General features: G+C 56.0%; 13 protein-coding genes and 1 tRNA gene. All 14 read left to right on the forward strand.

Annotated elements, in window-relative coordinates:
* Window positions 1–631 (forward strand): EF-Tu/IF-2/RF-3 family GTPase (locus OQK_RS13855; RefSeq protein ID WP_038860940.1); only part of this gene is annotated, 631 nt, incomplete at its 5' end.
* A gap of 53 nt (window positions 632–684) precedes the next feature.
* Window positions 685–760, forward strand: a tRNA-Trp gene (locus OQK_RS13860).
* Window positions 761–805: 45 nt separating this feature from the next.
* Window positions 806–1,174 carry a preprotein translocase subunit SecE gene (secE, locus tag OQK_RS13865; protein WP_016772937.1) on the forward strand — a complete coding sequence of 123 codons (369 nt, stop codon included), beginning with the start codon at window positions 806–808 and terminating at the stop codon, window positions 1,172–1,174.
* A gap of 9 nt (window positions 1,175–1,183) precedes the next feature.
* A complete protein-coding gene (gene nusG, locus OQK_RS13870) occupies window positions 1,184–1,717 on the forward strand; it encodes a transcription termination/antitermination protein NusG (RefSeq protein ID WP_007957598.1) in 534 nt (177 codons plus the stop codon).
* A 118-nt stretch (window positions 1,718–1,835) separates the two neighbouring features.
* Window positions 1,836–2,267, forward strand: coding sequence for a 50S ribosomal protein L11 (gene rplK / locus OQK_RS13875; RefSeq protein WP_003176435.1), 432 nt, complete (start codon window positions 1,836–1,838; stop codon window positions 2,265–2,267).
* The gene (rplA, locus tag OQK_RS13880; RefSeq protein ID WP_016772938.1) at window positions 2,267–2,962 is read left to right on the forward strand and encodes a 50S ribosomal protein L1; all 696 of its coding nucleotides are present in this window, start codon (window positions 2,267–2,269) and stop codon (window positions 2,960–2,962) included. Before rplK ends, rplA begins: the two co-directional genes overlap by 1 nt.
* Window positions 2,963–3,160: 198 nt before the next feature.
* Complete coding sequence (gene rplJ / locus OQK_RS13885) at window positions 3,161–3,661, forward strand: 50S ribosomal protein L10 (RefSeq protein WP_008081912.1); 501 nt, start codon at window positions 3,161–3,163, stop codon at window positions 3,659–3,661.
* 73 nt (window positions 3,662–3,734) lie between these two features.
* Window positions 3,735–4,100 carry a 50S ribosomal protein L7/L12 gene (gene rplL, locus OQK_RS13890; protein ID WP_007962228.1) on the forward strand — a complete coding sequence of 122 codons (366 nt, stop codon included), beginning with the start codon at window positions 3,735–3,737 and terminating at the stop codon, window positions 4,098–4,100.
* A 221-nt stretch (window positions 4,101–4,321) separates the two neighbouring features.
* Window positions 4,322–8,395, forward strand: coding sequence for a DNA-directed RNA polymerase subunit beta (rpoB, locus tag OQK_RS13895; protein ID WP_016772939.1), 4,074 nt, complete (start codon window positions 4,322–4,324; stop codon window positions 8,393–8,395).
* 64 nt (window positions 8,396–8,459) lie between these two features.
* A complete protein-coding gene (gene rpoC / locus OQK_RS13900; RefSeq protein WP_016772940.1) occupies window positions 8,460–12,659 on the forward strand; it encodes a DNA-directed RNA polymerase subunit beta' in 4,200 nt (1,399 codons plus the stop codon).
* A 216-nt stretch (window positions 12,660–12,875) separates the two neighbouring features.
* Window positions 12,876–13,247 (forward strand): 30S ribosomal protein S12, encoded by a 372-nt coding sequence (gene rpsL, locus OQK_RS13905; protein ID WP_003186084.1) that lies wholly within the window; start codon window positions 12,876–12,878, stop codon window positions 13,245–13,247.
* A 107-nt stretch (window positions 13,248–13,354) separates the two neighbouring features.
* Window positions 13,355–13,828 (forward strand): 30S ribosomal protein S7, encoded by a 474-nt coding sequence (gene rpsG, locus OQK_RS13910; protein WP_016772941.1) that lies wholly within the window; start codon window positions 13,355–13,357, stop codon window positions 13,826–13,828.
* 30 nt (window positions 13,829–13,858) lie between these two features.
* Complete coding sequence (fusA, locus tag OQK_RS13915) at window positions 13,859–15,964, forward strand: elongation factor G (RefSeq protein ID WP_016772942.1); 2,106 nt, start codon at window positions 13,859–13,861, stop codon at window positions 15,962–15,964.
* Between the two features lie 31 nt (window positions 15,965–15,995).
* A partial coding sequence (locus OQK_RS13920; RefSeq protein ID WP_016772935.1) for a GTP-binding protein occupies window positions 15,996–16,277 on the forward strand: 282 nt, incomplete at its 3' end.

The following is a 16,277-nucleotide window of genomic DNA, read 5'->3' on the forward strand; positions in this document are numbered from 1 at the left end:
CACCACTGCCGTTCGTAAACTGGTTGAAACTCTGGATACCTACATCCCAGAACCAGTTCGTATGATCGACAAGCCATTCCTGATGCCAATCGAAGACGTGTTCTCGATCTCGGGTCGCGGTACTGTTGTGACTGGTCGTATCGAGCGCGGTATCGTTCGCGTTCAGGATGCTCTGGAAATCGTTGGTCTGCGTGACACCACCACCACCACCTGCACCGGTGTTGAGATGTTCCGCAAGCTGCTCGACGAAGGTCGTGCTGGCGAGAACTGCGGCGTTCTGCTGCGTGGTACCAAGCGTGACGACGTTGAGCGTGGCCAGGTTCTGGTCAAGCCAGGTTCGGTCAAGCCGCACACCAAGTTCACCGCAGAAGTTTACGTTCTGAGCAAGGAAGAAGGCGGTCGTCACACTCCGTTCTTCAAAGGCTACCGTCCACAGTTCTACTTCCGTACTACTGACGTCACTGGTAACTGCGAGCTGCCAGAAGGCGTTGAAATGGTAATGCCAGGTGACAACATTCAGATGACTGTTACCCTGATCAAAACCATCGCGATGGAAGATGGTCTGCGTTTCGCTATCCGTGAAGGCGGTCGTACCGTCGGCGCTGGTGTCGTAGCCAAAATCATCGAATAAGCGGTTGTAATGTATTTTTCGGGCCGGCATAATGGTCGGCCTGATTTTGTTTTAGGTCAGTAGCTCAATTGGCAGAGCGACGGTCTCCAAAACCGTAGGTTGGGGGTTCGATTCCCTCCTGACCTGCCAGATTCACTCGGTGTGTCTGGCTTTCTTTTCACAGGATCTTCATAGATGACTCCTAAAGCTGAAGCTCAAGGCTCTCGCTTCGATCTGCTCAAGTGGCTTGTAGTAGTCGCTTTGGTAGTTGTTGGCGTTGTTGGCAATCAGTATTACGCTGCGTCGCCGATCCTGTACCGTGTACTCGCTTTGCTTGCGATTGCTGCTGTAGCTGCCTTTGTAGGCCTGCAGACCGCGAAGGGCAAGTCTTTCTTTGTACTGGTTAAGGAAGCTCGCACCGAGATTCGTAAAGTCGTGTGGCCAACTCGCCAAGAAACCACGCAGACCACGCTGATTGTCGTGGCTGTTGTTCTGGTTATGGCGTTGCTGTTGTGGGGTCTTGATTCCCTGCTCGGCTGGCTTGTTTCCTTGATTGTCGGCTAAGGGTGTCCCGTGGCTAAGCGTTGGTATGTTGTGCATGCTTACTCGGGTTACGAGAAGCATGTGATGCGCTCGCTGATCGAGCGCGTAAAGCTGGCTGGCATGGAAGATGGCTTCGGCGAGATTCTGGTTCCCACTGAAGAAGTGGTAGAGATGCGTAACGGCCAGAAGCGCAAAAGCGAACGGAAGTTCTTCCCAGGCTATGTGCTGGTCCAGATGGATATGAACGAGGGTACTTGGCACTTGGTCAAGGATACTCCTCGGGTGATGGGGTTCATCGGCGGTACTGCCGACAAGCCTGCACCAATTACCGATAAAGAGGCAGAAGCGATTCTGCGTCGCGTTGCTGATGGTAGCGACAAGCCTAAGCCGAAGACATTGTTCGAGCCAGGTGAGACGGTACGTGTCAACGACGGTCCATTCGCTGATTTCAATGGCGTTGTGGAAGAAGTTAACTACGAAAAGAGCCGGATCCAAGTGGCTGTGCTCATTTTCGGTCGCTCTACTCCGGTGGAGCTCGAGTTCAGTCAGGTCGAGAAGGTCTAGCTGGACAAGCAATCCCAACCCCGCAGCCTTAGGCTGTGGGGTTTTGTCGTCACTGGGATAAACGCGCAAGTAACCGGGGAGCCTTTCGAGGCGTTCGAACCCGTAATTGGAGTGCCTCATGGCCAAGAAGATTACCGCTTACATCAAGCTGCAAGTGAAGGCCGCTCAGGCTAACCCAAGTCCACCGGTTGGTCCTGCTCTGGGTCAGCACGGCGTGAACATCATGGAATTCTGCAAGGCTTTCAACGCCCGTACTCAGGGTCTTGAGCCAGGTCTGCCGACTCCAGTGATCATCACTGTCTACAGCGACCGTAGCTTCACTTTCGAAACCAAATCCACCCCTGCTTCGGTTCTGCTGAAGAAGGCGGCCGGTCTGACCAGCGGTTCCGCTCGTCCGAACACCGTTAAGGTTGGCACCGTTACCCGTGCTCAGCTGGAAGAAATCGCGAAAACCAAAAACGCGGATCTGACTGCAGCTGATATGGATGCAGCCGTGCGTACTATCGCCGGTTCTGCTCGTAGCATGGGCCTTAACGTGGAGGGTGTGTAATGGCTAAGCTGACCAAGCGTCAAAAGGCTATCGCCGGCAAAATCGAAGCAGGCAAGGCCTACAACATCGTAGACGCCGCTGCTCTGCTGGCCGAGCTGTCGACTGTCAAGTTCAGCGAGTCGTTCGACGTTGCTGTAAACCTGGGTGTAGACCCGCGTAAATCCGACCAGGTTGTTCGTAGCGCTACTGTGCTGCCGCACGGCACTGGCAAGACCGTTCGCGTTGCTGTGTTCACTCAGGGTCCAGCTGCTGAGGCCGCTCTGGCTGCCGGCGCTGACCGTGTAGGTATGGACGACCTGGCTGCCGAAATGAAAGGCGGCGATCTGAACTATGACGTAGTGATCGCATCCCCGGATGCCATGCGCGTTGTAGGTCAGCTGGGTCAGATCCTCGGTCCACGCGGCCTGATGCCTAACCCTAAAGTCGGCACAGTAACTCCAGACGTAGCCAACGCGGTCAAGAACGCCAAGGCTGGTCAGGTTCGTTATCGCACCGACAAAAACGGCATCATCCACACTTCCGTTGGCAAGATGGGCTTCGACGCCGTCAAGCTGAAGGAAAACGTTGAAGCTCTGATCGCTGATCTGAAGCGTATCAAGCCAGCTTCCTCGAAAGGCATTTACGTCAAGCGCGTTACCCTGAGCACCACTATGGGCCCAGGTCTGGTTATCGACCAGAGCTCGCTCGACGCGTAAGACAAAGGTTGGCGCGGTTTGCCGTGCCAATTGAAAGATTGGGGTCCCTGCCTGGCGGGGGCTATCCAAGACCGTAGGCGGCGCAAGCCTTAAACCTCAAGCCTACGCAGATGGTGCTCCCGGTTCCTTACCGAATCAGACACCAAAACGACATTCGGTTCCGATCGAATGAAACGGTAACAAGCAGGAGTTAAACCCGTGGCAATTAATCTCGAAGACAAGAAGGCCATCGTCGCTGAAGTCAACGAGGCTGCCAAAGTCGCTCTGTCCGCTGTCGTGGTTGATGCACGTGGCGTAACAGTAGGCGCAATGACCGGACTCCGTAAAGAGGCTCGTGAAGCTGGCGTTTACGTACGTGTTGTACGTAACACCCTGCTCAAGCGCGCTGTTGCTGACACTCAATACAGTGTCCTCAACGACGTGTTCACCGGCCCGACCCTGATTGCATTCTCCAACGAACATCCGGGCGCTGCTGCCCGTATCTTCAAAGAGTTTGCCAAGGGTCAGGACAAGTTCGAGATCAAGGCAGCTGCGTTCGAGGGCAAGTTCCTCGCAGCTAATCAGATCGACGTACTGGCAACTCTGCCGACCCGTGACGAAGCAATTTCCCAGCTGATGAGCGTGATTCAAGGCGCTACCAGCAAATTGGCTCGTACTCTGGCGGCAATTCGCGACCAGAAAGAAGCTGCCGCAGCCTAAGGCTCGTCACTTCTCGCGTTTTTTGTTTATTTCGATGGTCGCGTAGGCCGTCCCCCAATTCAGGAATTGAGTCATGTCTCTGACTAACGAACAAATCATCGAAGCAATCGGCCAGAAATCCGTAGTGGAAATCGTTGAGCTGATCAAAGCGATGGAAGAAACCTTCGGTGTTACCGCTGCTGCCGCTTCGGCTGGCCCAGCTGTAGCTGCTGCTGCTGTTGAAGAGCAAACCGAGTTCAACGTTGTTCTGCTGGAAGCTGGCGAGAAGAAGGTTAACGTGATCAAGGCAGTTCGTGAACTGACTGGTCTGGGCCTGAAAGAAGCCAAAGAGAAAGTAGACGGCGCTCCTCAGGTTGTAGCTGAAGGCGTTTCGAAAGAAGCGGCTGAAGACGCCAAGAAGAAGCTGGAAGAAGCAGGCGCTAAAGTCGAGCTGAAGTAAGCATCGACTTTGCTCCTCCAGCCCGAGCGTCAAGCGACAGGCTGATGGCTGGTGGCTCTTGCCACCGGCCTTTTTCCGTTATTGGCAGCCGACTGGGTCGGTGCTGATAAAGGCGCTGTAACCACCCGATGCGGTGGCGCAAACCATGGGGTTTGCACGATTTTCTGGCTGCTCCCGTCGGGAGGGGCCAAACAAGCAGGTGACCAAGCTGGGGAACGCTGATGGCTTACTCATATACTGAGAAAAAACGTATCCGCAAGGACTTTAGCAAGTTGCCGGACGTCATGGATGTGCCTTACCTCCTGGCCATCCAGCTGGATTCGTATCGTGAATTCTTGCAAGCGGGAGCGACTAAAGATCAGTTCCGCGACGTGGGCCTGCATGCGGCCTTCAAATCCGTTTTCCCGATCATCAGCTACTCCGGCAATGCTGCGCTGGAGTACGTCGGTTATCGCCTGGGCGAACCGGCATTTGATGTCAAAGAATGCGTATTGCGCGGTGTAACTTTCGCCGTACCTTTGCGGGTAAAAGTGCGCCTGATCATTTTCGACAAAGAATCGTCGAACAAAGCGATCAAGGACATCAAAGAGCAAGAAGTCTACATGGGTGAAATTCCCCTGATGACTGAGAACGGTACCTTTGTAATCAACGGTACCGAGCGTGTTATCGTTTCCCAGCTGCACCGTTCCCCGGGCGTGTTCTTCGACCACGACCGCGGCAAGACGCACAGCTCCGGCAAACTGCTGTACTCGGCTCGCATCATTCCTTACCGCGGTTCGTGGCTGGACTTCGAATTCGACCCGAAAGACTGCGTCTTCGTGCGTATCGACCGTCGTCGCAAACTGCCGGCTTCGGTACTGCTGCGCGCACTCGGTTACACCACCGAAGAAGTGCTGGACGCGTTCTACACTACCAACGTATTCCACCTGAGCGGCGAAACCCTCAGCCTGGAACTGGTGCCATCGCGCCTGCGTGGTGAAGTTGCGGTTCTGGACATCCAGGACGAGAAGGGCAAGGTCATCGTTGAGCAAGGCCGCCGTATTACCGCGCGCCACATCAACCAGATCGAAAAAGCCGGTATCAAGACGCTGGACGTGCCACTGGACTACGTCCTTGGCCGCACCACCGCCAAGGCTATCGTGCACCCGGCTACCGGAGAAATCCTGGCCGAATGCAACACCGAGCTGAACACTGAAGTCCTGGCAAAAATCGCCAAGGCTCAGGTCGTTCGCATCGAGACCCTGTATACCAACGACATTGACTGCGGTCCGTTCGTCTCCGACACGCTGAAGATCGACTCCACTAGCAACCAATTGGAAGCGCTGGTCGAGATCTATCGCATGATGCGTCCAGGCGAGCCGCCAACCAAAGACGCTGCCGAAACCCTGTTCAACAACCTGTTCTTCAGCCCTGAGCGCTATGACCTGTCTGCGGTCGGCCGGATGAAGTTCAACCGTCGTATCGGTCGTACCGAGATCGAAGGTTCGGGCGTGTTGTGCAAGGAAGACATCGTCGCGGTCCTGAAGACTCTGGTCGACATCCGCAACGGTAAAGGCATCGTCGATGACATCGACCACCTGGGTAACCGTCGTGTTCGCTGCGTAGGCGAAATGGCCGAGAACCAGTTCCGCGTTGGCCTGGTACGTGTTGAGCGTGCGGTCAAAGAGCGTCTGTCGATGGCTGAAAGCGAAGGCCTGATGCCGCAAGACCTGATCAACGCCAAGCCAGTGGCTGCGGCGGTGAAAGAGTTCTTCGGTTCCAGCCAGCTGTCGCAGTTCATGGACCAGAACAACCCGCTGTCCGAGATCACCCACAAGCGTCGTGTCTCTGCACTCGGCCCTGGTGGTCTGACTCGTGAGCGCGCGGGCTTCGAAGTTCGTGACGTACACCCGACTCACTACGGTCGTGTCTGCCCGATTGAAACGCCGGAAGGTCCGAACATCGGTCTGATCAACTCCCTGGCTGCGTACGCTCGCACCAACCAGTACGGCTTCCTGGAAAGCCCGTACCGCGTGGTGAAAGAGGGTGTCGTCACCGACGAGATCGTGTTCCTGTCCGCTATTGAAGAAGCCGATCACGTGATCGCGCAGGCTTCGGCGACCATGAACGAGCAGAAAGTCCTGATCGACGAACTGGTTGCCGTACGTCACCTGAACGAATTCACCGTCAAGGCGCCGGAAGACGTGACCCTGATGGACGTTTCGCCGAAGCAGGTTGTGTCGGTTGCAGCGTCGCTGATTCCGTTCCTCGAGCACGACGACGCCAACCGTGCGTTGATGGGTTCGAACATGCAGCGTCAGGCTGTACCGACGCTGCGCGCTGACAAGCCGCTGGTAGGTACCGGCATGGAGCGTAACGTAGCCCGTGACTCCGGCGTTTGCGTCGTGGCTCGTCGTGGTGGCGTGATCGATTCCGTCGATGCCAGCCGTATCGTGGTTCGTGTTGCCGATGACGAAGTTGAAACCGGTGAAGCCGGTGTCGACATCTACAACCTGACCAAGTACACCCGCTCGAACCAGAACACCTGCATCAACCAGCGTCCGCTGGTGCGTAAAGGTGATCGCGTTCAGCGTAGCGACATCATGGCCGACGGCCCGTCCACCGACATGGGTGAACTGGCGCTGGGTCAGAACATGCGCATTGCGTTCATGGCATGGAACGGCTTCAACTTCGAAGACTCCATCTGCCTGTCCGAGCGTGTGGTTCAGGAAGACCGTTTCACCACGATCCACATTCAGGAACTGACCTGTGTGGCCCGTGACACCAAGCTTGGCCCAGAGGAAATCACTGCGGACATCCCGAACGTGGGTGAAGCTGCACTGAACAAGCTGGACGAAGCCGGTATCGTTTACGTAGGTGCTGAAGTAGGCGCAGGCGACATCCTGGTTGGCAAGGTCACTCCGAAAGGCGAGACCCAGCTGACTCCGGAAGAGAAACTGCTGCGTGCGATCTTCGGTGAAAAAGCCAGCGACGTTAAAGACACCTCCCTGCGCGTGCCAACCGGCACCAAAGGTACTGTCATCGACGTACAGGTCTTCACCCGTGACGGCGTTGAGCGTGATGCTCGTGCACTGTCCATCGAGAAGTCCCAGCTGGACGAGATTCGCAAGGATCTGAACGAAGAGTTCCGCATCGTTGAAGGCGCGACTTTCGAGCGTCTGCGTTCCGCACTGGTAGGCCACAAGGCCGAAGGCGGCGCCGGCCTGAAGAAAGGTCAGGACATCACCGACGAAGTACTCGACGGTCTTGAGCACGGCCAGTGGTTCAAACTGCGCATGGCTGAAGATGCTCTGAACGAGCAGCTCGAGAAGGCTCAGGCCTACATCGTTGATCGTCGCCGTCTGCTGGACGACAAGTTCGAAGACAAGAAGCGCAAACTGCAGCAGGGCGATGACCTGGCTCCAGGCGTGCTGAAAATCGTCAAGGTTTACCTGGCAATCCGTCGCCGCATCCAGCCGGGCGACAAGATGGCCGGTCGTCACGGTAACAAGGGTGTGGTCTCCGTGATCATGCCGGTTGAAGACATGCCGCACGATGCCAATGGCACCCCGGTCGACGTGGTCCTCAACCCGCTGGGCGTACCTTCGCGTATGAACGTTGGTCAGATCCTCGAAACCCACCTGGGCCTCGCGGCCAAAGGTCTGGGCGAGAAGATCAACCGGATGGTCGAAGAGCAGCGTAAAGTCGCTGAACTGCGCACCTTCCTGGACGAGATCTACAACCAGATCGGCGGTCGTAACGAAGATCTGGACAGCTTCTCCGATCAGGAAATCCTCGATCTGGCGAACAACCTGCGTGGCGGCGTTCCAATGGCCACTCCAGTGTTCGACGGCGCCAAGGAAAGCGAAATCAAGGCCATGCTGAAACTGGCAGACCTGCCGGAAAGCGGCCAGATGCAGCTGACCGACGGCCGTACCGGCAACAAGTTCGAGCGTCCAGTTACCGTTGGCTACATGTACATGCTGAAGCTGAACCACTTGGTAGACGACAAGATGCACGCGCGTTCTACCGGTTCTTACAGCCTGGTTACCCAGCAGCCGCTGGGTGGTAAGGCGCAGTTCGGTGGTCAGCGTTTCGGGGAGATGGAGGTCTGGGCACTGGAAGCATACGGTGCTGCTTACACTCTGCAAGAAATGCTCACAGTGAAGTCGGACGATGTGAACGGCCGTACCAAGATGTACAAGAACATCGTGGATGGCGATCACCGTATGGAGCCGGGCATGCCCGAGTCCTTCAACGTGTTGATCAAGGAAATTCGTTCCCTCGGCATCGATATCGATCTGGAAACCGAATAACACGTGACGCGAATCGAGAGCGGGGCAGGATTGCCCGCTCTCTGCTCCGCCAGGAGGAAAGGCCTTGAAAGACCTACTGAATTTGCTGAAAAACCAGGGTCAAGTCGAAGAGTTCGACGCCATCCGTATCGGATTGGCCTCGCCGGAGATGATCCGTTCGTGGTCGTTCGGTGAAGTTAAAAAGCCGGAAACCATCAACTACCGTACGTTCAAACCCGAGCGTGACGGCCTGTTCTGCGCCAAGATCTTTGGCCCGGTAAAGGATTACGAGTGCCTGTGCGGTAAGTACAAGCGCTTGAAGCACCGTGGTGTGATCTGCGAGAAGTGCGGTGTTGAAGTTGCACTGGCCAAGGTTCGTCGTGAGCGCATGGCCCACATCGAACTGGCTTCTCCGGTTGCCCACATCTGGTTCCTGAAATCGCTGCCGTCGCGTATCGGCCTGCTGATGGACATGACCCTGCGTGATATCGAACGCGTTCTCTACTTCGAGAGCTATGTCGTTATCGATCCAGGCATGACCACCCTTGAAAAAGGTCAGCTGCTGAACGACGAGCAGTATTTCGAAGCGCTGGAAGAGTTCGGTGACGATTTCGACGCCCGCATGGGTGCCGAAGCTGTCCGTGAACTGCTGCACGCTATCGACCTGGAGCACGAGATTGGCCGTCTGCGCGAAGAGATTCCGCAAACCAACTCGGAAACCAAGATCAAGAAGCTGTCCAAGCGTCTGAAGTTGATGGAAGCCTTCCAGGGTTCCGGCAACCTGCCAGAGTGGATGGTGCTGACCGTTCTGCCGGTTCTGCCGCCAGATCTGCGTCCACTGGTCCCGCTGGATGGCGGTCGTTTCGCGACCTCCGACCTCAACGATCTGTATCGTCGAGTGATCAACCGTAACAACCGTTTGAAGCGCCTGCTGGATCTGTCCGCGCCGGACATCATCGTGCGCAACGAAAAGCGTATGTTGCAGGAAGCGGTCGATGCACTGCTCGACAACGGTCGTCGTGGCCGCGCAATCACTGGTTCCAACAAGCGTCCTCTGAAATCCCTGGCTGACATGATCAAGGGTAAGCAAGGTCGTTTCCGTCAGAACTTGCTCGGTAAGCGTGTTGACTACTCCGGTCGTTCGGTAATTACCGTAGGCCCGACCCTGCGTCTGCACCAGTGCGGTCTGCCGAAGAAGATGGCTCTCGAGCTGTTCAAGCCGTTCATTTTCGGCAAGCTGGAAATGCGTGGTCTGGCGACCACCATCAAAGCGGCCAAGAAAATGGTCGAGCGCGAGTTGCCAGAGGTTTGGGACGTTCTCGCTGAAGTGATTCGCGAACACCCGGTTCTGCTCAACCGTGCGCCGACCCTTCACCGTCTGGGTATCCAGGCGTTTGAACCGGTACTGATCGAAGGTAAGGCTATCCAGCTGCACCCTCTGGTCTGCGCCGCGTACAACGCCGACTTCGACGGCGACCAAATGGCCGTGCACGTACCGCTGACGCTGGAAGCCCAGCTCGAAGCGCGTGCGTTGATGATGTCGACCAACAACATTCTGTCGCCAGCCAACGGTGAGCCAATCATCGTTCCGTCGCAGGACGTTGTATTGGGTCTGTACTACATGACTCGTGAAGCGATCAACGCCAAGGGCGAAGGTCGTGTGTTCGCGGATCTGCAGGAAGTCGACCGTGTGTTCCGTGCCGGCGAAGCCGCACTGCACGCCAAGGTCAAGGTTCGTATCAACGAAACCGTCAACGACCGTGACGGCAACAGCGTGAGCGGTACCCGTATCGTCGACACCACTGTCGGCCGTGCGCTGCTGTTCCAGGTTGTGCCAAAAGGTCTGTCGTTCGACGTCGTCAACCTGCCGATGAAGAAAAAGGCGATCTCCAAGCTGATCAACCAGTGCTACCGCGTGGTTGGTCTGAAAGAGACCGTGATCTTCGCTGACCAGTTGATGTACACCGGTTTCGCTTACTCGACCATCTCCGGCGTTTCCATCGGTGTTAACGACTTCGTTATCCCGGATGAAAAAGCCCGCATCATCGGTGCAGCCACCGACGAAGTGAAAGAGATCGAGAGCCAGTACGCCTCCGGCCTGGTAACCCAGGGCGAGAAGTACAACAAAGTGATCGACCTCTGGTCGAAAGCGAACGACGAAGTTTCCAAGGCGATGATGGCCAACCTCTCGAAAGAGAAAGTCATCGACCGTCACGGCGACGAAGTCGACCAAGAGTCTTTCAACTCGATGTACATGATGGCCGACTCGGGTGCGCGGGGTTCCGCAGCACAGATTCGTCAGCTGGCCGGTATGCGTGGTCTGATGGCCAAGCCGGACGGTTCCATCATTGAAACGCCGATTACTGCGAACTTCCGTGAAGGTCTGAGCGTACTTCAGTACTTCATCTCGACTCACGGTGCTCGTAAAGGTCTGGCGGATACCGCGTTGAAAACCGCTAACTCCGGTTACCTGACTCGTCGTCTGGTAGACGTGGCGCAGGATCTGGTAGTAACCGAGATCGATTGCGGCACCGAACACGGTCTGCTGATGACTCCGCACATTGAAGGCGGTGACGTTGTAGAGCCGTTGGGTGAGCGCGTATTGGGTCGTGTCATTGCCCGTGACGTATTCAAGCCAGGTACCGAGGACGTTATCGTTCCTGCCGGCACTCTCGTTGACGAGAAGTGGGTCGAGTTCATCGAGCTGAACAGCATCGACGAAGTGATCGTGCGTTCGCCGATCAGCTGCGAAACCCGCTACGGCATCTGCGCCAAGTGCTACGGCCGTGATCTGGCTCGTGGTCACCAGGTGAACATCGGTGAAGCGGTCGGCGTTATCGCTGCCCAGTCCATTGGTGAGCCGGGTACTCAGCTGACCATGCGTACGTTCCACATCGGTGGTGCGGCAAGCCGTACTTCCGCAGCCGACAGCGTTCAGGTGAAGAATGGCGGTACCGTCCGTCTGCACAACCTGAAGCACGTTGAGCGAGTGGATGGCCATCTGGTTGCTGTGTCCCGTTCCGGTGAGCTGGCAATCGCGGACGACTTCGGTCGTGAGCGCGAGCGTTACAAGCTGCCGTACGGTGCTGTGATTTCGGTTAAGGAAGGTGACAAGGTCGACGCTGGCGCAATCGTCGCCAAGTGGGATCCGCACACTCACCCGATCGTTACCGAAATGAAAGGTACCGTGACCTACGTGGGCATGGAAGAAGGCATCACGATCAAGCGTCAGACTGACGAATTGACCGGTATGACCAACATTGAAGTACTTGACGCGAAAGATCGTCCAGCTGCCGGCAAGGAAATCCGTCCAGCAGTGAAGATGGTCGACGACAACGGCAAGGATCTGTTGCTGCCAGGCACTGACGTTATCGCTCAGTACTTCCTGCCAGCAAACGCCTTGGTCGGTGTGGCTGACGGTGCGAAGATTGCGATCGGTGACGTTATCGCTCGTATCCCGCAGGAAACTTCGAAGACCCGTGACATCACCGGTGGTCTGCCGCGTGTTGCCGACCTGTTCGAAGCCCGTCGTCCGAAAGAAGCGTCGATTCTGGCTGAAGTCAGCGGCACCATCGCGTTCGGTAAAGAGACCAAAGGCAAGCGCCGTCTGGTCATTACCCCGAACGACGGTAGCGATCCGTACGAAGAGCTGATTCCGAAGTGGCGTCACCTGAACGTCTTCGAAGGCGAACAGGTAAACCGCGGCGAAGTTATCTCCGACGGTCCAAGCGATCCGCACGACATCCTGCGTCTGCTGGGTGTAAGCGCGCTGGCCAAGTACATCGTCAACGAGATCCAGGACGTTTATCGTCTGCAAGGCGTGAAGATCAACGACAAGCACATCGAGACCATCCTGCGTCAGATGCTGCGTAAAGTTGAGATCTCCGAGTCCGGCGATTCCAGCTTCATCAAGGGCGACCAGATGGAACTGACTCACGTTCTGGTAGAGAACGAGCGTCTGAGCGCGGAAGACAAGTTTGTCTCCAAGTTCACTCGCGTTCTGCTGGGTATCACCAAGGCGTCGTTGTCCACCGAATCGTTCATCTCGGCGGCTTCCTTCCAGGAAACCACCCGCGTACTGACCGAAGCGGCAGTCACCGGCAAGCGCGATTACCTGCGCGGCCTGAAAGAAAACGTAGTCGTGGGTCGTCTGATCCCGGCCGGTACCGGTCTTGCCTATCACAGCGAGCGCAAGCGTCGCCGTGATGCCGACAAGCCGTTGCGCGTAAGCGCCAGTGAAGTGGAAGCTGCACTGACCGAAGCGCTGAACTCGAGCGGTAACTGAGTTCTGCGATAAACGAGAGTGAGGCCCTGATCGCTCCGTTCGTCGAATCGAGACATCAAGTCAAGGTTCGATGGGCGGGGAGGTCGGGGCCTTGCCTTGACTGGAATCAAGATCCTCTTTAGACTCTTGATCCCCTAAATTTGGCGGGAATTCGTTCCTGCCATTTTGCTTTTCTTGCAAGACAATAGCGTCGCAAGACAACAGTGGAGCTAGTAGATGGCAACTATCAACCAGCTGGTACGTCAGCCGCGTAAGCGTATCGTCGAGAAATCCGACGTACCTGCGCTGCAGAACTGCCCGCAACGTCGTGGCGTGTGCACCCGTGTGTACACCACCACGCCGAAAAAACCTAACTCGGCACTGCGTAAAGTATGCCGTGTGCGTCTGACCAACGGTTTCGAGGTTTCCTCGTACATCGGCGGTGAAGGCCACAACCTGCAAGAGCACAGCGTGGTACTGATCCGCGGCGGTCGTGTAAAAGACTTGCCAGGTGTTCGTTACCACACCGTTCGCGGCTCCTTGGATACTTCCGGCGTTAAAGGCCGTAACCAGGGTCGTTCGAAGTACGGTACCAAGCGTCCGAAGTAATCGGCCGTTTTGCAGATTTTTATTTTATTGAGTCGATAAGAGTAAGGTCGGGCACGCATCCTCTGGATCTGTCCCGAGCTAACCTGAAGACCGCTTGAGGGCTTATCATGCCAAGACGTCGCGTAGCAGCAAAGCGTGAGATTCTGGACGATCCGAAATACGGAAGCCAGATCCTCGCCAAATTCATGAACCACGTTATGGAAAGCGGCAAGAAAGCCGTTGCCGAGCGTATCGTTTATGGTGCCCTGGAAACCGTTGCGGCCCGTAAGGCTGGCACCGATCCCCTGGAACTCTTCGAAAAAGCACTCGACGCCATCGCTCCGCTGGTCGAAGTGAAGTCGCGCCGCGTTGGTGGTGCTACTTACCAGGTTCCGGTCGAGGTTCGTCCTTCCCGTCGTAACGCTCTGGCAATGCGCTGGTTGGTAGACTTCGCCCGTAAGCGCGGCGAGAAGTCTATGGCTCTGCGTTTGGCTGGCGAACTGCTGGATGCTGCTGAAGGTAAAGGTGCTGCTGTTAAGAAGCGTGAAGACGTGCACCGTATGGCCGAAGCCAACAAAGCTTTCTCGCACTACCGCTTCTAATTTTAGCTTCACTAATTTTGCGAGGGCTTTATGGCTCGTACTACTCCGATTAGCCGCTACCGTAACATCGGTATCGTCGCTCACGTGGATGCTGGTAAAACCACCACCACCGAGCGCGTACTGTTTTACACCGGCAAAAGTCACAAAATGGGCGAGGTGCATGATGGCGCCGCGACCACAGACTGGATGGTTCAGGAGCAGGAGCGTGGTATTACCATTACTTCTGCTGCCATTACCGCCTTCTGGAAAGGTTCCGAGAAGCAGTACTCTCACGAGCACCGTTTCAACGTAATCGATACCCCGGGCCACGTTGACTTCACCATTGAAGTTGAGCGTTCCCTGCGCGTACTCGACGGCGCTGTCGTTGTGTTCTGCGGTACTTCGGGTGTTGAGCCACAGTCGGAAACCGTATGGCGTCAAGCCAACAAATACGGCGTTCCACGTCTTGTTTACGTAAACAAGATGGACCGTGCCGGCGCCAACTTCCTGCGCGTGATCGGTCAGATCAAGCAGCGTCTGGGTCACACTCCGGTGCCGATCCAGTTGGCCATCGGTTCCGAAGACAACTTCCAGGGTCAGATCGATCTGATCAACATGCAAGCTGTCTACTGGAACGACTCCGACAAAGGTATGGTCCCTGTTCGCAAGGACATTCCTGCCGAGCTGCAAGAGCTGGCTGAAGAGTGGCGCAACAACATGGTTGAGGCTGCTGCCGAAGCCAACGAAGAGCTGATGAACAAGTACCTGGAAGGCGAAGAGCTGTCGATCGAAGAGATCAAGGCTGCTTTGCGTCAGCGTACTATCGCCGGCGAAATCGTTCTGGCCGTTTGCGGTTCTTCGTTCAAGAATAAGGGCGTTCCCCTGGTTCTCGACGCCGTTATCGACTACCTGCCTGCTCCGACCGACATTCCTGCTATCAAGGGTTCCAACCCTGATAACGAGGAAGAAGAGATGGAGCGTCATGCAGACGACAACGAGCCTTTCGCGGCTCTGGCGTTCAAGATCGCTACCGACCCATTCGTGGGTACTCTGACCTTCGTCCGCGTTTACTCGGGCGTGTTGAACTCCGGCGACGGCGTAATCAACTCGGTCAAAGGCAAGAAGGAGCGCGTGGGTCGTATGGTGCAAATGCATGCAAACGCCCGTGAAGAGATCAAGGAAGTACGCGCTGGCGACATCGCGGCCCTGATCGGCATGAAGGACGTCACCACTGGTGAAACCCTCTGCAACGCTGACAAGCCAATCATCCTGGTTCGCATGGACTTCCCGGAGCCGGTTATTTCGGTTGCCGTAGAGCCTAAGACCAAGGATGACCAGGAAAAAATGGGTATCGCTCTGGGCAAACTCGCTCAGGAAGACCCGTCTTTCCGCGTTAAAACTGATGAAGAGACTGGTCAGACGATCATCTCGGGCATGGGCGAGCTGCACCTGGACATCCTGGTTGACCGGATGCGCCGTGAGTTCAACGTCGAAGCCAACATCGGCAAGCCTCAGGTTTCGTATCGTGAGCGCATCACGAAGAACTGTGAAATCGAAGGCAAGTTCGTTCGTCAGTCCGGTGGTCGCGGCCAGTTCGGTCACTGCTGGATCCGTTTTGCTCCTGCTGACGAAGGTCAGGAAGGTCTGCAATTCGTGAACGAAGTTGTAGGTGGTGTGGTTCCTAAGGAATACATCCCGGCTATCCAGAAGGGTATCGAAGAGCAGATGAAGAACGGCGTTGTTGCCGGCTATCCGCTGATCGGCCTGAAGGCTACCGTGTTCGATGGTTCTTACCACGACGTCGACTCCAACGAGATGGCGTTTAAAGTGGCTGCTTCCATGGCGACCAAGCAACTGGCCCAGAAGGGTGGTGGTGAGTTGCTCGAGCCGATCATGGCGGTAGAGGTTGTTACGCCTGAAGACTATATGGGTGATGTGATGGGCGACCTTAACCGTCGTCGCGGCATGATCCAGGGTATGGAAGACACAGTGTCCGGCAAGGTTATCCGTGCCGAGGTTCCACTGGGTGAGATGTTCGGTTATGCGACCGACGTTCGTTCCATGTCCCAGGGTCGCGCAAGCTACTCTATGGAATTCAAAAAATACGATACGGCTCCGTCGCACATCGTCGAATCCGTAACCAAAAAACAAGGCTGATTCAGCCCCTTTAGGCTAGGAGTTAATTGTCGTGGCTAAAGAAAAATTTGATCGTTCCCTACCGCACGTCAACGTTGGCACCATCGGTCACGTTGACCACGGTAAAACCACTCTGACTGCTGCTCTGACTCGCGTCTGCTCCGAAGTTTTCGGTTCGGCCGTCGTTGAATTCGACAAGATCGACAGCGCACCAGAAGAAAAAGCTCGCGGTATCACCATCAACACCGCTCACGTTGAGTACAACTCGACTATTCGTCACTACGCTCACGTTGACTGCCCAGGTCACGCTGACTACGTGAAGAACATGATCACC

Origin of the sequence: Pseudomonas sp. R62 (assembly GCF_000257605.1) — a bacterium.
Classification (GTDB): domain Bacteria; phylum Pseudomonadota; class Gammaproteobacteria; order Pseudomonadales; family Pseudomonadaceae; genus Aquipseudomonas; species Aquipseudomonas atacamensis.